Consider the following 24,226-nt stretch of genomic DNA (forward strand, 5'->3'; position numbering starts at 1 on the left):
TAAAGTTGATAAGTGATTGATTATTAATTGTTAAAATGTTAGCTATCAAACCCCATTTCAGTGAGCGCAGCGCGGGCTTTGCTGTCAACGGAGCTTTTATATTCGTGTTTTTTGTAGGAAATCGCCTTCTCAAAATAGACTTTGGCTTGCTGGCGTTGGCCTTTTTCTTGGTAGTAATAACCAATCTGCAACGACGCACTCGGAGCGAAATACCAACTTTCCTTGGCCGACAATTGGATGGCTTTTTCAAACGAAGCCAAAGCTTTGTCACTTTGATGCGTACGTTGAAACACTTTGCCCGCTCGGAAATAATACTCGGCGCGCTCTTTAGGCGTTTCTAGGTCTTTTTCAGTGAGTTGGGTCAGCAATTCTGCGGCTTTTTCATAATAGCCACCGTCGGAAGCGTGTTTAATTTTGAGCAGGGTTTTGTTGGGAAGTTGGTGTGTTTTTGAATAACTTTCGTAGAACTTCTCGGCGGCTTTGTCTGACTCAGCGTAAGCCACCCCTACCGACGGAATCCGCGACAATGATTGTTGGGCTTTCGTCGAATCGCCCGTGAGCCAATGGCACAACGCTAGTTTGTAATAGGCTTCTTTGAGGTAAGATTTTCCTTTAAATTGGCGAATGTAAAGCGTATATAACCGACTCGCTTCGGGGTAGTCGCCTTTGAGCAAATGGGCATCGGCGCGGTAGAGCGTAAAAATAGAAAGTGCGGGATAGGAGGGGTCGGATGGCGCTTTTTTGAGCAGTTTCAACGCTTGCTCATTGCGGGTACTTTTTAACGAAATGGCCGTTGCTAACCAATAAAAGCTGAGGTTATCGGATTGATTTTCAACAGTGTTGAGCAGTTCGTTGTTTTCGCGTTCGTCAAACTTTAGAACAAATTCTTGAATAAAAAAGGAAGTTAGGGTTGCTTCATTTCCCCACTCTTTGTCCTTGGTAGCTCGGTTGAGTTCGGAAATACCTTGGGCAATGTTACCTTTTAACCCCAATAGTTTGAGTACCCAACGGTGATTGTCGGGAACGGAGCCAATGACAATATGCAGGCAGCCCAGCGACTTGTACGTTGGTAGAAATTGAGGAAACAGTTTTTGATTTTCTTCCAACAACTTTGCCGCTTGAATCACATTCCATGCCGCTTTTACCTCATTGCCAAAACGAATGCGCACGACTGCCGACAATAGCTTGATTTCAGCCCGTAAAAACCGATTGTAAGGCGACTGTTCGTCGAGGTCTTCAATGGCGTCGAGGCGTTCATCTTCGTGGGTTAAAAATGCATTGTAAGCATCTTCGGTGTCGGTATTGAGCAACTGAATTGTTTCGGCATAATGCTCCACGTAAGCCCGAAACGGATTGGACGATTTTTCGGACGCGGCCAATTTTTTCGCACTTTCCAGCCGAAGTTTAAATACTTCTTGGTGGGCCTTTTGGAGGTTGGGCGTAAAGTCAAAATCTGCGGCAAATGCCGAAGAAATGCTTGATAAACAGGCTACCAAGTAATAGAGTGAAAGTTTTCGTGTACTTGTATAAGGGTTTGAACGGATAACAATTAACAAATAACGATTAACTTGTGCTCTAGCACTTAGAAGTGCGAAATAGGTTTTTATACTAAACATAACTCAGTTCTAAATTCTTCGGGTAATACATACGCTTGAAGCGACGCTTCGACTTGGACTTCCAGCGTTGCGTTGAACATCGTAGCGGCAACCAATTGAGTTGCAAAACTCACCAGTAAAATGACTTGCTCTTGCGAGTAGCGTTGGGTAAGGGCTTCGTATAATTCATCGGGGATTTTACCGCCTTCGGTGGCTATTTTTGAGCCAAATAAAATCACAAGCAATTCGTCTTCTTCCACTTCTAGTAGGTCGGGATTTTCTCCTAGTTCCAGTAAGTTTTTCCTAAAAAAAGCCGAGAAAACCGCGCTTTGAGCGGATTGAGCAATGAGGTAGCCAAACATCAAGGCAAGGCGGTTGCCCAGCAGCTGGCGTACTTGGGTATATTGCTTATCGACAATGCTATGGATTTCGGAGGGGATAAGGACAGGAATGCTTTTTGACATCGGTTCGGTTAGTTTCGGGGTTCGTAGATGTTTGCGGCTACTTTTTCTGTCACTATTTTTGGGACGTACTTGGGTAGATGCGCATTGAGGACGTTGAGAAAACCAGGAATGATTTCTGATTTTTTGGCGAACAACCCTTTAACGGCGATTTTGCCTACGGCTTCGGGCGTCATATTCACTTTGGACGCTGTTTTTTTGGTATGTTCGCCCATTCTGGCCCGATAGACAAAATCGGTGTCGGTACTGCCTGGACTGAGGGTCGAAACGGAAAGATTCGTTTCTCTTAGCTCAAACCGAAGGCTGCGCGTAAACGACAATACCGCCGCTTTGGAGGCTGCGTACACCGCCAAGTAGGGGACAGACTGATAGGCAGTCGTGCTGGCTACGTTGAGCAAATAGGTTTCTCCGTTGTTTTTTAGGATAGAAACAAACAGATACGAAAGCCGAACGACCGCTTTGAAGTTGACATCAACCATGTTGAGTTGTTCTTCGATATGGAGGTCGGTAAATCGCCCCGTTAGTCCAAATCCTGCGTTGTTAATCGCCACTTTTAGCTTGTTTATGAAAGGAGTTAGCCATTTCTCAATGTTGGCGACGGCTTCTGGTTCGGATAAATCCTGCACAAAGGTGTGCACACTAAGAGCAGGGTAGCGCCCGCGTAGCTCAGTTTGGGTATATTCGAGCACCTCTTGGTCAAAATCGACCAAGAGGAGGTGGTACTGACGCTGCGCAAGTTCGTTGGCAATGGCCTTTCCGATGCCTTTGGCCGCGCCTGTTATGAGGGCATAGTTGGGAGTATTCATATGTGGGCTTATTTCACAACGTATTTCGCAAGACGCTGGTAAAAAGGGGTTTTGCTATGTTCGTTTTTGGGTACGTATTTTCCTGTCACGATGGGTACATACATGACGCGACGGCGTGACTGTTCGCCCTCAAAAACACTCGCTTCTACCCGATGCCACAAGTCGCCGTCGTGAATGGTCAAATCACCCGCTTCAATATCGAGGCCTACTTCGTTGACGTCGGGCTGGTGATCGATGAATTGTTTTTTGCGGAAAAGCGTCTGAAAAACGCCTTGGGTGTGCGTACCCGGTAACACCTTGAGACCCCCGTTGCGGCTTAGGCAGTCATCAAGGTGAGTACCGATATTGAGCATTTTGTGAATTTTTTGCCCTAAAAACAAGTCCCGTGGGCTATCGGTATGCCATCCCATCGAGGTAAACTTACTGTGTTTGTCTCGAACGTAATGATTAAAAACCAGCCCATCTTTTTCGTCTTCCCCTACGCGGGCATCGCCGCCGAGTAAAGCAGTAAGCGACTGGATACGAGGGTCTTGGATGTACTCTCGTAGAATGGGGCTAAACTTGGACGCAAAGCAAATTCGTTGAACCAATGGACTACCGTCTAGGTCTTTGCCAAACTTGAGGGGTACTCCGTTGATTTTTTGTTCTCCATCGGCCAAAATTTGCTCTTCTATTCGCTTGAATTCGTTGAGAAACAACTGAACGGCGTCTTTGGCGATGAAATTTTTGAAGTGTAAAAAACCGTTTTGATTGAAAAACGTGATTTGTTCTTCCGTCAATTTTTCGTTGAATGTAAAGGTCTGAGTGTCTAATCTTTTCATAATTGTATCAGGTTTTTGAATAAATATTAATACTATTGATTTTGTAGATTAATTGGTAAAAATAAAATGCTAGGCTTAAAAACAAACGTTAGTCAAACACCTCGTCTTTTACTTCGATTCGGAGTTGGTGGGTATTAAATACGTGTGAATGAGGGGCTACGCTTTTGGTTAAAAATACACTTCCTCCAATGATACTATTCTTTCCAATGACGGTTTTTCCGCCAAGGATGGTGGTTCGGGCGTAAATGATGACATTATCTTCTACCGTGGGGTGGCGTTTTACTTCGGCCAACTCCTTGGCTACTTGCAATGCGCCTAGCGTAACCCCTTGATAAATAGAAACGTTATTGCCGATGACGGCCGTTGCGCCAATCACAATGCCTGTACTGTGATCAATCATAAACGGTACTCCAATTTTTGCAGCAGGGTGAATATCTGTCCCCGTATTTCGGTGGGCATATTCGCTCAAGATTCGTGGTAAAACGGGTACTTTTAAGAGCGTTAATTGATGTGCAATGCGGTAAACGGCAATCGCATAAAATCCTGGATAAGAAACGATTACTTCGTGAATGCTGGTGGCGGCGGGGTCAAATTCGTAAATCTTGGCGGCGTCGGCCCGTAAATGATGATATGCCGTTTCTAATGATTGATAAAAGGCGTTTACCGTACCTTCAATATCGGCTTCTGTAGGATCTAAGTAGCTCAATAAAATATTTTCAAGGTCGATTTGATTCTTCTTGAGGATGCCCACGTAGGTTGCTTTTTTGTGCAAACGGTTGTTGGGAAAAAGAAACTCAAAAAGGTTTGTTAACCAATCAATCGAATCTTGGATTTTGGGCGTTGCTTCCCATTCGGCTTTGTGCGTATGGTGAAGTTTGTCGATAAATTCCTTTACGTCAGACATAATGAAAAGTTTCAATTCTGAAACCTTATAGGTTTTTAAAACCTATAAGGTTTGGTGGAGAATTTGGGGTTATTTTTTATGTTGCAAACGATAGAGCGTTTCTACCAATGTGTCGATGTCGGCGCAGGTATTGTAAAACGCCAACGAAGGTCGAACGGTACTTTCTAAGCCAAAACGCCGCAAAATAGGCTGCGCACAGTGGTGCCCCGTACGAACCGCAATTCCTTCTTTATTAAGGGCTTGTCCTACTTCGTCGTTGGTGTATCCCTTCAAGGTAAACGATAAAACACTGGCTTTGTCGGGAGCAGTACCTACCAATCGAAGTCCTGGTACGTCTTTCAGCAGATGAGTGGCGTAGTGCAACAATTGATGTTCGTACTGGTAAATGAGGTTCATCCCTAAACCTGTGACATAGTCAATGGCGGCGCCGAGTCCCACTGCGTCGGCGATGTTTCCCGTCCCAGCTTCAAAACGAGAAGGGGGTGGGTGGTAAACGGTACGCTCAAATGTCACGTCTTTAATCATATTGCCTCCACCTTGCCAAGGTTGAATCTGATTGAGCAACTCTTCTTTGCCATAGACCACGCCAATGCCCGTTGGCCCGAACACCTTGTGGCCCGAAAAGACAAAAAAGTCGGCGTTTAAGTAACGAACATCCACGCTCATGTGCGAAACGGACTGCGCCCCATCGACGAGAACTTTAGCGCCAATCTGATGAGCGAGTTCAACGATTTGTTTGGCAGGAGTAACCGTTCCTAAAGCGTTGGAAACCTGCGTAAAAGAAACCAGTTTGGTTCTCGAATTGAGCAACTTAACGTATTCTTCTAGGATTATTTGTCCGTCATCATCCACGGGAATCACGCGCAGGCGTGCGCCTTTTTTCTGCGCCAATTGCTGCCAAGGCACGATGTTGGCGTGGTGCTCAAGGTGGCTGACAATGATTTCGTCACCTGCGTTAATAAATTGTTCTCCAAAACTTTTAGCTACCAAGTTAATCGCTTCCGTTGCTCCCCGCACAAACACAATTTCGTTGGTCGAAGCTGCATTCAAAAACGCCCTGACTTTTTCGCGGGCGGCTTCGTAGGCATCGGTAGCGCGAGCAGCCAATTCGTGAGCGGCACGGTGTATGTTTGAATTTTCGTGTTCGTAAAAATAACTCAAACGGTCGATGACCAACTTAGGCTTTTGGGTCGTAGCGGCGTTGTCCAACCAAATGAGGGGCTTCCCGTTGACAGTTTCCTGAAGAATGGGGAAATCTTTTTTGATGAGCGCGGCGTCTAATGGGAATTTGGGCGCTGTTTGTAAGCTAGTGCTGGAGGGGGATGTTTGAGATACGGAAGACAATTGCGGTACGAAACCACCCTCTAACCCTTGCAAAGCATTACCCGAAAGAAAATAGTAAGGGCTGTCTTTTTGAGGGATTGAAGCAACGTGATTTGTGCCCGAAAGCGCTTCCAGTGCCTTTTGTAATTCGGATTCAAACGAAAAATGGGATTGGTAGGGCAACTGTTCTGGGGATGTTTCCCTTCCCGAACCAATAGAGGAGGGGATAGCGTCACTTTTTAAGTTTTCGTCGGGAAAACTGGTTTGTGGATTCTCCAGATTAATGTTGTTGCCGTGCTGAATCGCTGAGGGCGATGCACCGCTCCCCGCTACGGAGCTAGGAATTCGTCCACCGTTTGAGCTAATGCTTGTAGGTTCGACCACTTGGGGTGATGTCGGTTCTGCACCAGCAGCGACAAAAGCCGTTGGGTCGTGCAAGGTCGGTGAAATTCCAATTCCCCCTAGGGCAGGCGGCGCGGGTGCGCCGTCTGCAAAATAGAAAGGAACCTCATTGGGAGCTCCTGCGTGAACAGGCGCAAGGGTATGAATCGCCTGCTTGGCAAACCCTTGCGCAATCGGATGCTCGCCTGGCAAAGCAGCAAAAAACTGATTTGCCAGTGCTTCCAACGCTGCTACGTCGGGCAGTCCTGTCGAGGTATTAATACTTGTACTCATGGTAGTTGCCGATTTCAACGTCTTCCAAAACTGCAATGGCATCGTCCACCAATACTGCTAACGAGCAGTAAAGTGAAACAAGGTAAGAGGCGATGGCCTTGTCGTTGATGCCCATAAAACGAACCGAAAGCCCAGGGGTTTGCTCGCCTTGCAATCCAGGTTGGATGAGCCCTACTACTCCTTGGCGGCTCTCGCCCGTGCGAAGCAAAATGATTTTGGTTTTATTGTTTTGGATAGGAAGCTTGTCCGAAGGAATCAGTGGAATACCCCGCCAAGTGATAAATTGTGAACCAAAAAGGGAAATTGTTGGCGGTGGTACGCCACGGCGAGTACACTCACGACCAAAGGCGGCAATAGCCAACGGATGAAGCAAAAAGAAACCAGGTTCTTTCCAAACTTTGGCAATCAGCTCGTCCAAATCATCGGGAGTTGGGGCTCCGAGGCGGGTTTTTATTACTTGCGAAGGAACGACGCTGTGGAGTAATCCATACTCTTTATTATTAATAAGTTCGCTTTCTTGACGCTCTTTGATGGTCTCAATCGCCAAGCGCAACTGCTCCGAAATCTGATTGTAAGGCTTGCTGTACAAATCAGAAACGCGGGTGTGAACATCAACAATGGTTTGTACGGCCGACAGATTGTACTCGCGCGGATTGTCAATGTAATCGACAAATGTTTGGGGAAGAACCCGCTCGTCGCGCGCCGAACAATCGACTTCAACGCTATTGGCGTTTTTGACTTTGTTGAGACGGTAAACGCCTGATTCTACAGGAACCCAGTTCAACAGGCGGGTTAGCCAACGGGGGGTGATGGTCACCATTTGCGGCACGGTGCGGGTCGCAATCGCCAGTTGTCTAGCGGCTACGTCGCCTAATGCCGTTTGTTTGTTTTTGTTGGATGTGTCTGACATAAGATGGATTTATTTTAGTGCGATTTTTACGGCCCGTTCAATTTCTTTTTCTGAAACAGCATATTCAAAGTCCTTGTCAACGTAGTCATAGACGATGTATCGGTTTCGGCTTATGACAAACGTGGCAGGGAAGGGTACATCTTCCGAAATTCCCGCAATGCGGTCCCAGACAGGTTCAAATTCGGAATAGACCCCCAGTGCTTCACTGATTTTATTGTTTAAATCTTGGACTACATTAAACTCAATGCCGTAATCTTGTACCGTATGAATAATGTGCTTAAAGTGTTCGGTGCTGATAACAAGCATGTTAGCTCCTAGCTTTGAAATAACTTCAAATGCTTTGTTGAGGCGGTCGAGGTGGGTTGCACCGTATTTTTCCCAAGCAGGGCTGTAGGTACTTAGTACCAAAGGGCCTTCATTCAGCAAATCGTGCAGATAGAAAAAGCTGTTTGATTCCAAATAGACGGGCAGATTTTGCCATACACCTACCTCCGCATTGACCCGAATGCTGGGGAGAAGTCCACGATTTTTTACAGGCTGTACTTTTTGATAAGAAGTTGGTAATGAAGAGATAAAATAATCTTCTCCAATGTTTTTTATGATAGCTCTCATGTTGTATTAAGAATTTGGGAGGTAAATGTTTCCGTAGAGTAAGCGTAGGTATTGGCGTTCGATGCTTCGTAGGTAAATCAATGCGGCTACCAATAAGCCCGCCGAAAGAACAAAAGTGGTTGGACTAGGGTAGTAGTAGTAAACGACGCCCATTAAACTACCAATCCGTAGGTATTCAAGGTAAAACACCCATCGGCGTTGTTCTAAAATGGCACCACTGTTGACCAGAGTCAATAAAATAAACAAAGAGATGGCGAGCTGCACTGGCAGCGGAACGTATTGTTCTAGCAACAAAAACCAAAAGAGTAAAAAGAGCGTAAAAGCCATTTGACCCAGTACATAACCTTTAAATCGGTGCGTGGGAGCTTGTACTTTTCGGTGAGATAAAAAAAGGATTTCCGCTTTTGACCTCATTCGTTCATCAAACTCGGCAGGTTTACCAAATACAACTTTTAGTTTGTTCCAGAACCCTTTTTGTGATGTTACGGCAAGTCCTAGTTCGACAAAAAAGTGAAAGTGTTGCCACAAAAAGCTGTGACTTCCAAGTGGTTTTGTCAAACCATAGACGGGCGCTTCAGTTTCTTTGGCAAACGTCCCAAAGAGTTTATCCCAAATGATAAACATATCCCCGTAGTTTTTGTCGAGATACTGTTCATTGGCCGCGTGGTGAACGCGGTGGTGCGATGGCGTTACTAAAATATATTCTAAGATTCCTAGTTTTCCAATGAGCTGTGTATGCGTAAAAAAAGGGTAAATCCCGTGAATGATAAGTACGACCGTAATCATTTCGGCTGGGAAACCGATGATGGGAATGATGGTCCAAAAGAATGTTCGGGCTACCGCCTGAATGATGGTGATTCGGGTTCCCGTAGTTAAATTAAAATCTTCGCTTTGGTGATGAACCACGTGGGCCGCCCAAAATATATTTACTTCATGCCCGAGCCGATGGTACCAATACCACAAAAAGTCAGTAAACAACAATAAAAGAATCCAGTGAAGCAGCGTCGGTTGGATGTCAAGTAGTGCAAAATGTTGGTGCAAATAGTCATAGACAAAATAAAAACCTCCTGCGGTAAACAGGTCAATCAAACGTTCGGCAACCCCAACGTTGAGGTTCGCAATGGTTTCGTTAAAGTGAAAATACTTTTTCCCTGTTTTTCTAGCTACAAAGTATTCTAATGCGATAAAAAATAAGAAAAGGGGAACAGCAAAGGCAAAGATGTTGATGTTCATGGCGTTGGGCATTAAAACAAAGTCAAAATGTTGCGTAGGCTAAGAATTATAATAACGATTCCGACAATCACCATTAAGATTTTGGGATTTACTTTCCCACAAACATAAGCGGCAAAAGGAGAAGCGATTACGCCGCCTAGCAATAACCCAATAATGACGCGCCAGTTATCAATTCCAATCATTAAAGTAAACATTCCTGCCCCCGCGGCCGCAATAAAAAACTCTGCGGTATTGACCGAACCAATGGTATAGCGAGGGTCACGTCCGCTGCCAATCAAGGTGGAGGTAACAACAGGCCCCCAGCCACCGCCACCTACGGCATCGACAAAGCCGCCGAGGAGTGCCAACGGCCCGACGTATTTGGTTTTTGTTTTTGCTTTTTTCTTTCCTAAGGCTTTACGAATCACTACAATGCCCATGATAAGAAGGTAGATGGAAATGTAAGGTTTAATTAAGTTTCCATCGAAAGAACTCAAAAGGTAGGCACCCGTAACTGCTCCAATGATACCTGGGATGAGTAATAGTTTGAAAAGCTTCTTATTGACATTTCCAAACTTCCAATGCGACAAGCCCGAAGCGCCGCTCGTAAATACTTCCGCAATATGAACACTCGCACTCGCTGCCGCGGGAGGGACGCCCAAGCTCAACAAAAGTGAAGTAGAGCTTATTCCGTAGGCCATTCCCAATGCCCCGTCGATGGTTTGGGCTAAAAATCCAGCTCCAATAAAAAGGAGGGTTTCGGAGGTAAACAAATCTTTGAGGTTGAATTGAAGGCTGGTTCCCCAAAGCTGCCAACCTCCCAGACCCACAGCAGCTACTAAGATAAAAGCAAAAAGCCCGAAGAGAAGGTAATCGCCTCCAAATACTCTCTTTTGAACGGATGTCTGTGCCATGGTTGTGTTTGTTTAGGGCTTGAACGAGGGTCAAAAACGAAACCCTCGTTCAAAATGTGGTGAGATTATAGCGTGTATCGAAGCGTTATGCCGTAGGTACGTGGATCACCCAAAATACCTCCAATTTGTCCAGCACTTCCTGGAGCGACCAAAAGCTGCTCGTAGTAATCTTTGTTGCCTAAGTTTCTTCCCCAGATAAAGATAGACAAGCCATTTGATGCCCTGAAACCTACTCGACCGTTGAGCAACGCGTAGCCTTCAATGTCTAAGAATGCCGAAGGAGAAGGGCTTGACGAGAATGTAGAGCGGTAATACACATCAAGACCACCGAAGTAATTGCCTTTTAGTCCAAATAAGCTTCCTTTGCCTGTAATCTCGGTACCAAGCGACCCTGCGTATTTTGAAATGCCTGGCAATTGTCCTCCCGAAATATCTTTGAAAGCTTGAGGGCCACCTACTTCTTCAATGGGCACTGGTGCGTTGGTAAACTTCACGTATTTTCCGTCGGTGTAAGCAAAAGCACCCGTAAATGAGATGTGATTGTTTGCTTTGATGTTCCCATCTATTTCCAAACCAATCACTCTTACGCGTTCTGCATTGGCTAAGTATCCACGGTTTACCCCAGGTTCAGGTGTTTGTACTTGCGTTTGGTAATCCTTGATGTCGGTATTGTGAAATACGATGTTTAAGACTGAATTGGCAGAAGGCTTGGTTTTAACCCCAAATTCAAGGTGGGATACCGCTTCTGGTTTAACTGTCGCCAATTCGGTCAAGACACGACCACTTGCAGTAGGCAACCCACCTACGTTAACCCCAATTGGTTTATAGCTCAATGAATACGTACCGAAAGCATTGACGTTTTTGTTGAATTTATACTGAACCGTTAGCTGGCCAGAGAAATTACCCTCAGAGGCATCAATATCAAAAGTTTGGTTGCTATATACGCCATTTTTAAGGGCCAATAAAGCGGGGTCAGTGGTTTGTAAACCTCCGTAGGTTACGCGGCTGTAGTTGGCTTTCTTTGTATCGTTGTTGTATCTAAGACCTGGTAAGATGTGCAATTTACTGGTGATTGCCCAGTCCGCTTGCGCAAATAATGCTACACTAGATGATTTGATGCCATAAGTAGTTTTGATGCCGAAATTATCAAACAAGCCAGGTGTTTTCCAAAGTGCGCTGGTAGAACTTTGCGCAAAACGCCACTGTGCCGAACCTGCTTCTTCGGTATGCACTGGGTCAGTTCTTAGGTCTTGCCACAAACCAAAAGCACCAATTACACCGCTGAGTTTGTCATTGATTTTTCCTGAATATCTAAATTCTTGCGAAAACTGATCATGGGCAGATGTCCCTGATGAGATAGTGAATGAAGGCAAGCCTGTATAGTCACGGTCGTTGAGGGGATCCCATTTCCAATAACGCCAAGCTGTCGTAGATGTCAACGTTCCTTTACCGATTTTAAAGTCTGCATTCAATGACAATCCACCTAATTGGTTGCCAGCTCTTGATGGCGTATCTAAGTCTAATATTCTTTCAAAAGCACTCTGATAAGGCAATTTATAGTTTAAATCAGCAATGATGGCGTTGAATTGACGGTAAGCTGCGCGTTGGGTAGTGACTACTTTGGCAACTGGCCAACCGTACCCCACAGGTTTTTGGTCAGTGATGTCGGCGATAAACGTGATGTTTATTTTTTCAGTTGGCTTGTACAAAAACTGCGTTCTGACGCCGATATTGTTGATGTCATTGATGTTGGTTTGGGTGCGGGTATTGTAAAACAACCCATTTCTTTGCGTACCCGAAAACGAAACCCTTGCTGCTAGTTTTTTACTCAATGGGCCTGAGATGGATGTTTTTGCTTGGATATAGCCGTAATTTCCGTAACTAAGTTCAAAGCTGGCGGTTGGGTCAAAAGAAGGAGCGCGTGAGGTTACGTTGAAGGCACCCGCAGTTGTATTTTTTCCAAACAATGTTCCTTGTGGACCGCGAAGTACTTCTACTTGGTCGATGTCAATAAAGTCGAGTGCAGTGGCTGCGGGGCGGGCGTAATAAACGCCGTCAACGTAATAGCCAACACCTGGATCAATTCCGTCGTTGGTTAATCCGTATGTTGAGCCTAATCCTCTGATATTGAGGGTGGTGTTTCGGGCATTTGAGGCATAAAACTGAACAGTTGGTACCAATTCCTTCAAACGGTTTACGTTGAAAGCGCCTTGGTCTTCAACGGTTACACCGCGTACTACCGAAATCGGAATGGGAATGTCTTGCACGGACTCTTGGCGACGACGCGAGGTAACCACCACGTCTTCGAGTTGGTTAGAACCAGCTTCTAAACGAATCTCAACTTTAGGTTCGTTGACAATAAGTTCGCGGGTTTTATACCCAATGTAAGTGACAATGAGGGTAAAAGGTAGTTTTTGTCCCGTAACGAGCCGGAACTCGCCGTTAGCATCGGTAGAAGCACCGTTGGTCGTCCCCTTGATGGAGACCGAAGCGCCAATGAGGCGTTCGTTGGTGACGGCATCTATGACCGTTCCCGATAAGGTAGCATTAATAATGGGTGTGTTTTGTGCATTCGATTGAAATACAAAAAATAGTAAACCTATCGAATAGAATACTTTTAGAGCCTGTTTCATAATCGTGGCGAATTGGACAGTTTGTGGTGGTTGTTTTTGTGTATTTAAATAAATACTTATATCCTATCGAATATATGTATTATTAGGACTTTTAAATGGCCAGAGACTTTTTTCTCTGGCCATTTTTGCTGGCTGCAAAGGTCTATCAGTGATTCGTTAAATCCAAATGTTTTTTATAAAATATTTTTTACATAGATTAAGTTAATTAATTAAAGTGCTTGATAATCAATATGCTTTATACGCAAAAAGGCGACCTTTAAGGCCGCCTTTTTGCGTATAAGGAAAATGGAATTAATTACTTATTTCTACCTGTCGAAATCATGGCGCAACGGAAACCAATCATCGCAGTAGAAGAATCTTGTGCTAAGAAGCGGCGCGTACCTGGTGACAACCAGTAAGCTACGTCGTTCCAAGAGCCTCCTTTATACACACGAAGTTTATCGTTGATAACAGAGTTGTTGCCTTTTACGTCATAGCGTTTTTCTTCGTCCAAGAAGCCATCACGACGCAACGGGTTCAAGTCTTTGAAGTCCATGGATGACAACGGGCGATAAACGTCATATACCCATTCATTTACGTTTCCAGCCATGTTATACAAACCGAAATCGTTGGCAGGATATTTATACACCTCTTCCGTGATAATGGCACCGTCGTTTGACTTGCCAGCAATACCCGCGTAGTCTCCTTTGGCACGCTTGAAGTTGGCCATCATCTCTCCTTTGTGTTTGCCACGTGGGTTACGCAATGATGAGCCATCCCAAGGATAAATACGTTGGTTCGACTGGTTTTCATCGGCGTACTGCGTACCAATCATTGCTTTTGCGGCATATTCCCACTCAGCTTCGGTTGGAAGGCGATAGTTAGGTAGCACGTAGCCACTTTCTACCGCAGGACGCGCGTTGGTCATTAATGCTTCTGACTCAGCCATGGCTTGGCCTTTTTTCTTCTTACCACCTAGCGACGATTTCTTAGGTTTGCCCGTAGCTTGTTTGGCTAGGTTATCGTTCACAAAGTTTGTACGCCAGATAGAATAGTCGTTTGCTTGCACCCAAGAAACGCCCACTACTGGGTACATGCGGAAACCTGGGTGACGGAAGTAGTACGTTACGTACGAGTCGTTGAACGACAATGGATCGTACCAAACCGTAGTATCGGGAAGTGCTTTTGAGAGTACTTCGGCCGATGAGTCGCGCTGTACGTAATGGAGGTATTCGAGATAGTTCAGGTTGGTAATCTCGGTTTCATCCATGTAGAAAGACTGCACACTGACCGTACGCTCACGATTGTCACGAGAGTTCATCACATCCTCTTCCAACGCCCCCATGGTAAAACGGCCTCCTTCGATAAACACAAGATTAGGACCTACCACTTGCGATTTGTAAGGCATTACTGCGAAGCCTTCTGGCTCGGCAGACGTTGCTGCAACACCTTTCTTCCCTTTTTTAGACTTGCCGCCGTTTTTAGAAGCAAAATCCACGTTCGTTGCTGTACTTTTCTTGCCTGGATTGAGGCTTGAAGGGTGTTTCGACTTACAAGCACTGATCAGCACTGTGGCTGAGAGCACCCAAATCGCCGCTTTCATACTGAATTTGACCATTTAGATTAAATAGTTAATCGTTATTAGTTATCCTTGTAATCGTTAATTACGAATTTTTGTACCTTAAATGTTTGTTTATTAACTCGGCAAAAGTACAATTATTGCCTTAAAAGAACTAAGAATCCGTCGATTTGTTGTCTATCAATAACTTTGCCAAACTTCAAAATGGCCGTTTTTCTTGTTTTTTTGTTCAAATAACGAATCCTATTTTGACCGTATTGTCATAAGTAAAAAAGATTTTCAATAAAATGTCCCTTCGTCTTTCTCAGTTATACATACGATGTTGGCAATTGCGCCATTTCTGCATTGGTATCATTTGTTGGGGAGCAAGTACCACAACTAACGCCCAAACCCCCGATTCGATTGCATTGGAAGTGAAATTTGCCCTTAACTATTTGGAAAAGAGCCAATGTGCGTTCACCATTGAGGGTAAAGAATATGCAGGCGAATGGCCTGCTTATATGCAAATGCACACGCGTTTTGTCTTGTTAGGGACACGCCACAAGTACCGAGACTCAAACAGTTTTACCACCATTGGGATTCATAACCTGCTGGCTGAAATGTATTTGTCAGACACCGCTTTGCAAGAAATTCGCCCCATGCTGCTCAAAGCTTACCCCGAAATTTGTTCGTACGCGACCCATTTGGAATTTAATTTTTGGAAAAAATTACCCCCCAATCGTGACTTAAAACGGGGGCCAGAACCGCAGCCTGTGCCCTTGGTGCGGCGTCCAACGCAGTATAAATTAAATTCTCGTTATATCAACAATGCTGCCAACGTCGAAAATGATGCCGACGATACGGCTTCGGGGAACCTTGCGATTTGGTACCACAACCGCATTTTTGGAACGAATGACAGCTTGGTAAGCCATCGGCTTTTTGACGCGTTTTTGGACGAAAATCGTAAAAACCGCCATTGGTACAATTACTTGTTTAATGGCTTCCCCAACTCAAGTGCTTATATGACTTGGCTGGGAAAGGAGGCGGAATTTAAACGTTGGAATATCTTAAAAACGATTGGCCATAACCAGACGTTTTTTCTGAAAAGCAGCATTTGCTACCCAACGCCTTATCAACCCTACATTCCGTATGGTACCAACGACCTCGACGCTGTGGTGAATGCCAACGTACTGACTTATTTGGCAAAAAAAGGAGAATTGACCCAAAGCCGAGGGAGGGTAGGGGCAAAAAACTTTATTGAACACCAGGCAAAAATGCAGCGCTGGCGGCGAGCGGCAACGTATTACCCCAACCGCTATCATTTTCATTATGCGGTCGCAAAAGCGTTGGCTGCGGGCGATTCCTCGTTACGACCAACCGCCGAAATGATGTTAAGTCACCTCATAGCGTCGCAGCGGGACAATGGAAGTTTTCGGAGCCGTCGAAAAGTAAATCACCGAGATGTGGTGCAGTCGTCGGCTTATGCGCTGTTGGCGATGTTGTATTTTAAAGAAGCAGGAATCGATGTGCCCAAAGAAAAAATAGGGTTGTTGGTGCAGTTTTTAAGTCGCCAAAAACAGCAAGAAAAAGACCAAATTTATTGGAAAGGAGGCGTGTTTTTTTCGGGAGGAACAGTAGTGCGCAATGTGCTGTACTTTACGTCGGATGCTTACACTACGGCCTTGATTGCGCTGGGTTTGCAAAAGTTTCTTCTACTTTACTGAGCGCTTCCAGCAGTGAGAGGTGCGGGTTGAATGGTGATTTTAAGTAGGGTTTGGGCGCTACCGATGGCTAATGCGGTGTTTTCGGAAGTGAAAACGGCTTCGTAAATGCTAAATTGGTCGTTGAGTTTTATGCCAAAACGTTTGTATTTTCCCGCGTTGTCACCCAACAAAATTTGGCCGTTGCAAGCCGTATAAAGCTCATATTTGTGGTTGGTCACGCGTCCCCAAACCAAGCCTGAAAGTGGGATTTCGGAGCGCTGACGATTGCGATGAACGCGCCCTTTTTTACCAATCCACCCACCCATGGCTACGTACTGCGACGGGCTATCAAATTGAATTTCGTGAAAAATACTATTGCCTATTTTTTCCTGGCGTTTCCATTGGTCGTTTGATAGTGCGTACAAAAAAGTCTTGTTTGGGGTGTACATCAAGGCATATACTTGCTGATTATGAGGGTTGTACTTAACGCACCAAACCATTTGAAAAGGATTGCTATAGACTTTTTTCCAAGTGCGCCCACGGTCAATGGATTTGAGAATAAAACCCAAAGGAACGGTTTTCTGAGAGTGGGCAATGGCCGAGTTGCCACCGCAGATAAACGCCGTAGAGTCGTTGACGACGGCCATGTTGTAAAAACATGCTTTTTCGTAGCCTTTCACCCGAATTACCTCCCATGTTTTTGACACTAAGTTATGTTTGTAAATCACTCCTTTATCGCCGCAAGCAATTAGGTTTTGGTCGTCGAAGCGGTCAAATTTATAAATATCAACGCGTTGGTTGGGGTACGAAATGTCGGATAATTGGCCTTGGGCATCGCTGGCTTTGAGGATGCCGTATTTCCCCCCGATCCAAAATTGGTTGGCAACGGGAATAATATCATAAAAAGAAGAGTCAGTAAAGGACGTTCCTTGTTGGAGAACTTGGATATTAACCTCTTGGGCACAAACGGCCAAAGTGGTTAATAGTAAGAGAATGATAGACGTTATTTGGGCTGTAAATTTCAACTATACGAGTTTTTTCTTTCCTGCAAAAATACGCAGTGGGCGGTTCTTTCCCAACTATCCTAAAGACAACTTACTGGGCTTTTACCACTATGGAAAGAATAAAACAAAAAAAACGCGCTATTCCAAGGCAAATGGAATGGCGCGTTTTCCTTATGGTACTATCTATTAGTGAAGAGCGTGACGCATACGGGTGGCGTTGTTTTTGACTTTTCGAAAGAACAAGTCACGGTGTGCTTGATCTACGTTTGTGTTGAGTCCATCCTGTTTGGGATGATAAGTTGAATAAAGCAACGCCGATGAAACTGCAAGTCCGATGAGTCCTACACCCATGATAATTAACAAAATGAGAGCTTCCATACAATTGAACAGTTTTTAAGTGAAACATCAACAAAAACGTAGTGTAGGGGTGCTAAACCGTTCCTCTACGGATAAGTCCTATCAGGAACGAAATAACGGCAAATACCAAAAGGATGTGAATAAGACCAGAAGCACTGTAGGCAAAAGCGCCAATTAACCAGCCTATTACTAAAATGACAGCGATAATATACAAGAGAGAGCGCATGATTGAAAATAGTTTTGGGTGGAAAAATTGATTGATGTTCAGTAAGTTAAAAACGTTGTTCCAAGGCTAAAACAGCCAAAAAAATGGGGAAAATGAGGTGAGACATGTGGGAAAGTGTGGAACAAATACCACAGTTGGGGCAAACAATGGCTTTGGAACGCGTGTTTTATTAATAACACAAAACATGAAAAACTATGAAAGCACAGATGAATAACCTAGGCGTCAAGACTTTACAGTTGCTTAACTGGGTCTTTTTTGTGGTAATGATTGCGGCCAACTACCTTGCCGTAGCGCTACCTTTAAACCATAAAACCACGGGACAGCTTTCCGACCAATACCCCAATCTGTTTGTCCCTGCACCCATCACGTTTTCCATTTGGGGAGTGATTTATCTTCTCCTTTTTTGGTTTTGCGTCAAACAGAGTAAGTCGATGTTTCAAAGAAATGTGGATCCAGCCACGGGCGAAACAGTCAGAAGTATAGGGTTGGGTTTTGTGACAAGCTGCTTTCTAAATGCCTCTTGGATTTGTTTGTGGCATTTTGAGTACATTGCCATTTCGGTGGTCGTTATGGTGTTGTTATTGGCCCAATTGGTTCAAATCAATCGTAAAATAGATGGTATTGCCCCTGCGCTTACGCTCGGAAGTCGGGTGGCCCTAAAAGCCCCATTTGGAATGTATTTGGGCTGGATTTGTATTGCTACCATTGCCAACGTGACGGCCTATTTGGTGAGTTTGGGTTGGACAGGCAACGAAGTGTCGTGGGCAAGTACGATGGTTGTTATTGGGGCCATTGTGACAGGTATTGCCCTGAACATACTGCGCAATGGCTATATGAGCCTTTCAGTTTTGTGGGCTTTTACGGGCATACTCATTGCACGTCATCAAGCAGCAGAGTACCACCGTATTTTGGTGTGGGCCACGGTGTTTGCTATGCTGCTTGTAGTGGGTGCGTTGGCGATTGAGCTTTTGCGGTCGTTGTTCCGAAAAACAATTATTCGGCCATTTCCTCCTCAGCAAAGGACGTATATTTCGCAAGTGGAAACATCACAGTAAAGGTAGTGCCTTTTTCAAGTTCAGATTCCACTTCGACTGTTGCTTGGTGCGAATGTAAAATGGTAAGCGTAGCGGCCAATCCCAGCCCTAAACCGTTTGTTTTTGAGGTGAAATAAGGCTCAAACAGACGGTTTACGTTTTCTGGACTAATGCCTGAGCCATTGTCTTGGACTTTGACAAAACAGGTTTCGTCGTCGATGTAAGTCACAATAGTCAGCACGCCCGATTCGGGTTCCATGGCCTCGATGGCATTGATAATAAGATTAAGTAGGGCAATTTTAATCTTTGACGCATCCAATTCTAAAAAGCACGCTTGTCCAAATTCTTTGATGAGCGTAATTTTTTTCAAATTGATGCGGTCGATGGCCTCAGCAAGCGCTGCTTCCAAAATATCTTGAATTGAGACGTGTTTGAGAATCGTCTCTTGGGGTTTAAACGAATTGAGGAGTTCGGTGATGAGGCCGTTGATTCGGTGGCCGTTACGTCGAATAATATCCGTAAAAAGACGCAAATCTTCGTCTTCAAGCTCGGGTTCTAGTTGGTCGAGCGACAGGTGTATGTTGGTAAGGGGATTCCGAACTTCGTGGGCAAGCGTACGTACAAGACGGGCGGTAGAAGCGGCTTTTTCGGCCAGCAACCTGTCCCGTTCAAGTTTTTTTCGGGTCGTAATGTCCTGAATAACAATCATAATGTACGGAAGTCCTTCGCTGTCGGTATGTCTGCTGATGTGAAGCGAGCACAGTATCCGTTCGTTGTTTTTTCGGAGCAAAAGCGCATCGAAATGGTCCAAGGAATCGCGGTGTTCAAGGGCTTGCACGTAGCGATCGTAATCGGAAACGGTGACAAACAAATCGCGAAAATGAAGCTGTCGAATGTCAGTTTCGTCAAACCCGAGGAGGGTGAGTGCGGCGGTATTGTGGTAAAAAATGAGTCCATTGGGGCGTTTCAAAAGAACCGCATCCTTCATGTGTTCAAAGATGTTGCGCAGCCTGGTTTCGCTTTCTCGTAGCCGCCGAACACTTTCTGCACGCTCCAACGAATACCGAATACACCGATTTAATTTCTCAGAATCCAACTCACTTTTAACCAGATAATCCATTGCCCCAAGACGCATGGCTTCGAGGTCGATGTGCTGGTCGCCTTTGCCTGTAAGCAGCACAATAGGGCAGCTTACCCCTCTTTCGAGTGCCATTTTGAGCAAGTCGATGCCCGTTTTGGCTCCCAACAAAAAATCAAAAAAACACAGGTCAAAGCTGTCTTGGGTTAGTTTTTTGATTCCCTCGTTGAACGAATTTGCCCAGGTAATATCAAATTTTTTAGAAGGTATTTCTTTGAGGTAATCGGAGGTCAAATAAAAATCGTCTTCGTCGTCGTCAACGATCAAGAGTTTGAGGGTTTCGGTGCTCATGTGCGTTAAAAAAGCTTACTTACGATTTTGAGGAAGTTGGACAATATCAAGCCAGTAGTGACCGAGGGTTCGGGCTATTTCGGTAAATTCGGTAAATGTTACGGGTTTAGTAATAAAACTATTTACCCCCAATTGGTACGTTTTTAAGACGTCTTGTTCGGCTTTGGACGTAGTGAGGGCAACGATTGGTATGGTACGCAGGGTTTCGTCTGACTTAATTTCCTTGAGGGCTTCGCGACCGTCCATTTTGGGCATGTTGAGGTCAAGCAAAATAAGCGAAGGCCGTGGTGCATCGGCGGGTTCGGCGTATTTGTTGCGTTTTTTGAGGTAATCAAGCAACTCAAGACCGTCGTTTACAAAGCGAATATCAATATAAGAACGGGCTTCTTCAAAGGCTTCTTTGGTGAAAAGTTGGTCGTCTTCATCATCTTCGGCAACCAAAATAAGTGCTCGATTTTTGTTGTAGTGGGTGTCGTGTGCTTCCAAAATGGTTGGTGTTACGGGTTAAACATAGGTTAAAATGAGGTAGTTATTTGACAGGCAAGTAAAAGACGAACTCGGCTCCTTGCTCTTCTTGGCCTTCGGCCTCGATATATCCTTGGTGGGTTTCCACAATTTTTCGGCAAATGGCCAAGCCTAAGCCCGTTCCTTCGTATTCTGAGCGCCCATGAAGCCGTTGGAAAATCCCAAAAATGCGTTGATTGTATTCGGGCGCAAAGCCAATGCCGTTGTCTTTGACCGAAAATTGATAATAATTAAGTTCAGAATTAAGCTGAGGATTGTACTTTATGTCATTTTTGTTGACAGCCGATGAGGTAATATTAATGATTGGGGGCGTGTCTATTTTGCTGAATTTCAGAGCATTGTCGATAAGATTCTGAAAAAGCTGACGCATCTGAACAGGCTGGGCGTCCACCGTTGGCAAATCCCCAATCGTGATGGTGGCTTGTTTTTCTTGGACTTTGAGTTCAAGATCTTCAAGTACTTGTTTAATAACCTCTTGTAGCGAAACCGTTTGGAGTGATTCCATCTGGCGCGATGCCCGTGAATAGGTCAGAAGCCCTTCAATGAGGTGGTTCATCCGTTGAGCGGCATTGGTCATGCGGCCGAGCAAAAAACGACCATCGTCACCGAGACTTTCTTGGTATTTCTTTTCGAGACGTTCGCCAAACGCAATGATTTTGCGCAGTGGTTCTTGTAAATCGTGGGAAGCTACGTACGCAAATTGCTCCAACTCACGGTTACTTTTATTGACGGCTTCGAGCTGGCGTTCGAGTTCGCGTTTGTAAATTTCAAGCTGAGTGACGTCAATGCAAACCCCAACGATTTTTTGGACTTTCCCGTGTTCGTCAAAATGGCTTTTTGCCCGAATAGAAATGTACTTTAAATCGCCATTTTTATCAACCAAGCGGTGGTTGAGTTCGTTGATGGCCTTTTGTCCAGCCAATAACTCGGCCGCAAAATCATCAATAGCCTTGATGTCGCTAGGGTGTCCAAACTGATTATAAAACCCCTCGGGAACAGTATGGCTGGGACAAGTGCTTGAGTCAATACCTAGCAAGTGAAACATGCCTTCCGACCAGCGAAAATTTTGTTCTCCCAACTGCCATTCCCAGCTTCCAAACTTAAAAATCGACTCTGCTTCTTCCATCTGCGCCTGCTGACGTTCGAGCTCGACAATTTTTGTGGCAAGTTCGTCTTCGTAGCGCTTGGTGAGGGTAATGTCCGAAACCGTTCCGATTAGTGAAAAACTATGTTCTTCAAAAAAAGCGTGAGTACGGAGCAAAACCTGTTTTTGTTGACCATTGGTGTCAATCATCCCGTGCTCTATTTCATAGTACGGGTCTTTGGAAGCAAGGTGTGCTTGGGCAATGGCCTGAACACGTTCGCGCTCCTGCGTAGGAATTAGCTCTGAGTAAGTTTGGAACGGAACAAAGCTATCGGGATAGTCTTTGACGGACAGCCCCGTAATATCAAAAACACCGTTGGACCAATACACCTTGTCGTTGGCGGGGTAATTGCTTACAGCCCATGAGCCAAACCTAAGCGCACGTTCGGTATCTTCGATGTGCTGTTGTTTTTTATAAATTGTTTGCTCCCTGAGTTGCGACTGAGTGACGTCTTCGGCAGTGAGAATCAGGTAGTGGTTGTTGCCTTCTTCGTCCTTTTTAAGGACAGTACCACGGTTACGAAGCGTAAGGATTTCGCCATTTTTGTGGCGAAATCCCATCATAAATTCTACATTTTCTCCGATCTGAAGGTTGTGGAATTTTTCTGAGATTTGCTTTGAAAAATTAGCACGGTCTTCAATAATCATAATCGGCCCAAACGTGTCACCCATTTCGTGAATATCGTCGAGCGAATACCCCAGCAATTCGGTCACTCGGTCACTGACAAATGCTAACTTGCTGATTTTTAAATCAATCACGTAAATAAGGTCAGGTAGAATACGGCAAAGCAATTCTACTTGACTTCCAATCAAGTCGAGCTGAAATGTTTTAAGCGGATTATCGTAGGGTACGGTCATGGTATCTTAAATGCCAAAAACAGCTAGGAGTCCTAGCTGTTTAAGTTGAGGCTTTTCATTTTGTTATAAAGCGTTTTTCGATCGATGCCCAAAGCGGCGGCGGCTTTACTTTTATTGAAATTAACCTGCTTCAACACATTCAAAATCATTTCGTACTCGGCTTCCAGTGCAGCGGCTTTTAGGTCGGTTTTGTTGAATGTTGCTTTTGAGGCTACAGGAACAGAAACGACGGGTTGGGGCGGTGCATAGATGGGTACTTCCACGGGCGGCGATGGTACTGGGGCTACCGCAGGGGTACTGGGTTCTAAAAATAGTAATCGGCTGTAATTCAGCAACTCAAACGGGAGGGTTCGGGCTTCTATCATGCTTCCTTCTGATAGCAGCGTAGAACGTTTGATGACGTTTCGCATCTCGCGGAGGTTGCCAGGCCAAGGGTATTCTTCAAACGCCTGAATGACTTCGGACGAAAAACCACGGACATTTTTCCCCAATTCTTCGTTGGTTTTATCAAGAAAAAACTGAGCAAATGCCATGAGGTCTTGCTTGCGATCACGAAGCGGTGGGACGTCGATGCTAAACTCGTTGAAACGGTAATACAAATCTTCGCGAAATTTTCCTCGGCGGGCGGCTTCGATGAGGCGCTCGTTGGAGGCCACAATGATACGAACATCCACTTCGATTTCGCGGTTTCCACCGATACGGCGCACTTTCCGTTCTTGCACCACGCGCAGCAACGACACCTGAACATCGTAGGGTAAATTGCCGATTTCGTCCAAAAAGAGCGTGCCGCCATTGGCCATTTCAAAATGACCTATTTTTTGGGTGAGTGCGCCCGTAAATGACCCCTTTTCGTGCCCAAACAACTCACTCGCCGCCAAGTCACGAGAAATAGCCCCGCAGTCCATGGCCACAAACGGCCCGCTGGAACGCTTGCTCCGACGGTGGATTTCGAGGGCAACGGCTTCTTTTCCTGAGCCACTTTCGCCGTAAACGAGTACGCTATAATTGGTCGGGGCAACCAAGTCAACTTGTTTGTATAATTGCTGAGATTCGGGGCCATTTCCTAAAATATAAGCAGGAGCAGGGCCGCTGCTTTTTTTACGGGGCGATGATGGGTTGTTGGTTTCTTCTTCGACCGCCGCCGCCGCAGGCACAACGTGATGCGTGGGCTGGCTCAGGGCTTTTTTGATGGTCAAGAGGATTTCGTCGGGAAAAAGGGGCTTAGTAATGTAATCATAAGCACCTTGTTTCATGACGTTGATGGCCACTTTTATGTCAGAATAACCCGTAATAATGAGCACAGGAACGTAAGGGAACCGCTCTTTGATTTGGGTTAGAATCGTAACGCCGTCCATATCTCCTAGCTTGAAATCCGTCAAAACAAGGTCTGGACGAAAGTCGTCGAGGGTGGCTAAGCCAGTGACACCATTGTGCGCAATGGCCACATCAAACCCATTTTTACTTAAAAAGCGGCGTAAAAGTAAGCAGATGTCGGTGTCGTCGTCGATGACTAAGATTTTTTGTGCCATGAGATGCAAAAACT

At 45.2% G+C, this 24,226-nt stretch carries 21 protein-coding genes and 1 pseudogene; 3 read left to right on the forward strand and 19 right to left on the reverse strand.

The window, feature by feature from the left end:
• Positions 1-38: 38 nt before the first annotated feature.
• The 6 genes from AC23P2_RS16665 to AC23P2_RS16690 all read right to left on the reverse strand — a co-directional run bounded on the left by AC23P2_RS16665 (position 39) and on the right by AC23P2_RS16690 (position 6,585).
• Positions 39-1,496 carry a tetratricopeptide repeat protein gene (locus tag AC23P2_RS16665; protein WP_487774250.1) on the reverse strand — a complete coding sequence of 486 codons (1,458 nt, stop codon included), beginning with the start codon at positions 1,494-1,496 and terminating at the stop codon, positions 39-41.
• Positions 1,497-1,603: 107 nt separating this feature from the next.
• Positions 1,604-2,059, reverse strand: coding sequence for a hypothetical protein (locus tag AC23P2_RS16670; RefSeq protein WP_487774251.1), 456 nt, complete (start codon positions 2,057-2,059; stop codon positions 1,604-1,606).
• 8 nt (positions 2,060-2,067) lie between these two features.
• On the reverse strand, positions 2,068-2,862 hold the full coding sequence (locus tag AC23P2_RS16675) for an SDR family NAD(P)-dependent oxidoreductase (protein ID WP_487774252.1): 795 nt from the start codon (positions 2,860-2,862) through the stop codon (positions 2,068-2,070).
• An 8-nt stretch (positions 2,863-2,870) separates the two neighbouring features.
• Positions 2,871-3,683, reverse strand: a complete 813-nt coding sequence (locus AC23P2_RS16680) for a phytanoyl-CoA dioxygenase family protein (RefSeq protein WP_487774253.1) — start codon at positions 3,681-3,683, stop codon at positions 2,871-2,873.
• An 88-nt stretch (positions 3,684-3,771) separates the two neighbouring features.
• A complete protein-coding gene (locus AC23P2_RS16685) occupies positions 3,772-4,587 on the reverse strand; it encodes a serine O-acetyltransferase (protein ID WP_487774254.1) in 816 nt (271 codons plus the stop codon).
• A 69-nt stretch (positions 4,588-4,656) separates the two neighbouring features.
• Positions 4,657-6,585, reverse strand: coding sequence for a family 2A encapsulin nanocompartment cargo protein cysteine desulfurase (locus AC23P2_RS16690; protein ID WP_487774255.1), 1,929 nt, complete (start codon positions 6,583-6,585; stop codon positions 4,657-4,659).
• On the opposite strand from AC23P2_RS16690, the gene AC23P2_RS16695 reads away from it, so the two are divergent.
• A complete protein-coding gene (locus AC23P2_RS16695) occupies positions 6,584-6,646 on the forward strand; it encodes a hypothetical protein (RefSeq protein ID WP_374754684.1) in 63 nt (20 codons plus the stop codon). The genes AC23P2_RS16690 and AC23P2_RS16695 overlap by 2 nt on opposite strands.
• Here AC23P2_RS16695 and AC23P2_RS16700 read toward each other — a convergent pair.
• The 6 genes and pseudogenes from AC23P2_RS16700 to gldJ form a co-directional block, all read right to left on the reverse strand.
• Positions 6,638-7,495 (reverse strand): annotated as a pseudogene (locus tag AC23P2_RS16700) (family 2A encapsulin nanocompartment shell protein); the annotation flags it as partial. The gene AC23P2_RS16695 and the pseudogene AC23P2_RS16700 sit on opposite strands and share 9 nt — an antisense overlap.
• Before the next feature lie 9 nt (positions 7,496-7,504).
• Complete coding sequence (locus AC23P2_RS16705) at positions 7,505-8,107, reverse strand: redoxin domain-containing protein (protein WP_487774256.1); 603 nt, start codon at positions 8,105-8,107, stop codon at positions 7,505-7,507.
• A gap of 6 nt (positions 8,108-8,113) precedes the next feature.
• Positions 8,114-9,340 (reverse strand): sterol desaturase family protein, encoded by a 1,227-nt coding sequence (locus AC23P2_RS16710; RefSeq protein ID WP_487774257.1) that lies wholly within the window; start codon positions 9,338-9,340, stop codon positions 8,114-8,116.
• Positions 9,341-9,351: 11 nt separating this feature from the next.
• Complete coding sequence (locus AC23P2_RS16715; protein WP_487774258.1) at positions 9,352-10,233, reverse strand: sulfite exporter TauE/SafE family protein; 882 nt, start codon at positions 10,231-10,233, stop codon at positions 9,352-9,354.
• 65 nt (positions 10,234-10,298) lie between these two features.
• Positions 10,299-12,866 carry a TonB-dependent receptor gene (locus AC23P2_RS16720; protein WP_487774259.1) on the reverse strand — a complete coding sequence of 856 codons (2,568 nt, stop codon included), beginning with the start codon at positions 12,864-12,866 and terminating at the stop codon, positions 10,299-10,301.
• A gap of 295 nt (positions 12,867-13,161) precedes the next feature.
• On the reverse strand, positions 13,162-14,463 hold the full coding sequence (gene gldJ, locus AC23P2_RS16725; protein WP_487774260.1) for a gliding motility lipoprotein GldJ: 1,302 nt from the start codon (positions 14,461-14,463) through the stop codon (positions 13,162-13,164).
• Between the two features lie 248 nt (positions 14,464-14,711).
• Here gldJ and AC23P2_RS16730 point away from each other — a divergent pair, with 248 nt between their 5' ends.
• Positions 14,712-16,127, forward strand: coding sequence for a prenyltransferase/squalene oxidase repeat-containing protein (locus AC23P2_RS16730; RefSeq protein ID WP_487774261.1), 1,416 nt, complete (start codon positions 14,712-14,714; stop codon positions 16,125-16,127).
• On the opposite strand, the gene AC23P2_RS16735 is transcribed toward AC23P2_RS16730, so the two are convergent.
• The 3 genes from AC23P2_RS16735 to AC23P2_RS16745 all read right to left on the reverse strand — a co-directional run bounded on the left by AC23P2_RS16735 (position 16,121) and on the right by AC23P2_RS16745 (position 17,693).
• Positions 16,121-17,131 (reverse strand): WD40/YVTN/BNR-like repeat-containing protein, encoded by a 1,011-nt coding sequence (locus AC23P2_RS16735; RefSeq protein WP_487774262.1) that lies wholly within the window; start codon positions 17,129-17,131, stop codon positions 16,121-16,123. The genes AC23P2_RS16730 and AC23P2_RS16735 overlap by 7 nt on opposite strands.
• 165 nt (positions 17,132-17,296) lie before the next feature.
• Positions 17,297-17,488, reverse strand: coding sequence for a hypothetical protein (locus tag AC23P2_RS16740; protein WP_183976520.1), 192 nt, complete (start codon positions 17,486-17,488; stop codon positions 17,297-17,299).
• Positions 17,489-17,540: 52 nt separating this feature from the next.
• The gene (locus tag AC23P2_RS16745) at positions 17,541-17,693 is read right to left on the reverse strand and encodes a lmo0937 family membrane protein (protein ID WP_157607738.1); all 153 of its coding nucleotides are present in this window, start codon (positions 17,691-17,693) and stop codon (positions 17,541-17,543) included.
• Between the two features lie 194 nt (positions 17,694-17,887).
• Here AC23P2_RS16745 and AC23P2_RS16750 point away from each other — a divergent pair, with 194 nt between their 5' ends.
• The gene (locus tag AC23P2_RS16750) at positions 17,888-18,748 is read left to right on the forward strand and encodes a hypothetical protein (protein WP_487774263.1); all 861 of its coding nucleotides are present in this window, start codon (positions 17,888-17,890) and stop codon (positions 18,746-18,748) included.
• Here AC23P2_RS16750 and AC23P2_RS16755 read toward each other — a convergent pair.
• The 4 genes from AC23P2_RS16755 to AC23P2_RS16770 are packed head-to-tail and all read right to left on the reverse strand — an operon-like array spanning position 18,687 to position 24,212.
• Positions 18,687-20,156 (reverse strand): two-component system sensor histidine kinase NtrB, encoded by a 1,470-nt coding sequence (locus AC23P2_RS16755; RefSeq protein ID WP_487774264.1) that lies wholly within the window; start codon positions 20,154-20,156, stop codon positions 18,687-18,689. The genes AC23P2_RS16750 and AC23P2_RS16755 overlap by 62 nt on opposite strands.
• Positions 20,157-20,171: 15 nt before the next feature.
• Positions 20,172-20,642 (reverse strand): response regulator, encoded by a 471-nt coding sequence (locus tag AC23P2_RS16760; RefSeq protein ID WP_487774265.1) that lies wholly within the window; start codon positions 20,640-20,642, stop codon positions 20,172-20,174.
• Positions 20,643-20,685: 43 nt separating this feature from the next.
• Complete coding sequence (locus tag AC23P2_RS16765; RefSeq protein ID WP_487774266.1) at positions 20,686-22,683, reverse strand: PAS domain-containing sensor histidine kinase; 1,998 nt, start codon at positions 22,681-22,683, stop codon at positions 20,686-20,688.
• Positions 22,684-22,715: 32 nt separating this feature from the next.
• Positions 22,716-24,212 carry a sigma-54-dependent transcriptional regulator gene (locus AC23P2_RS16770; RefSeq protein ID WP_487774267.1) on the reverse strand — a complete coding sequence of 499 codons (1,497 nt, stop codon included), beginning with the start codon at positions 24,210-24,212 and terminating at the stop codon, positions 22,716-22,718.
• Positions 24,213-24,226 lie beyond the last annotated feature (14 nt).

The organism is Runella sp. R0.1_18, from assembly GCF_057652155.1.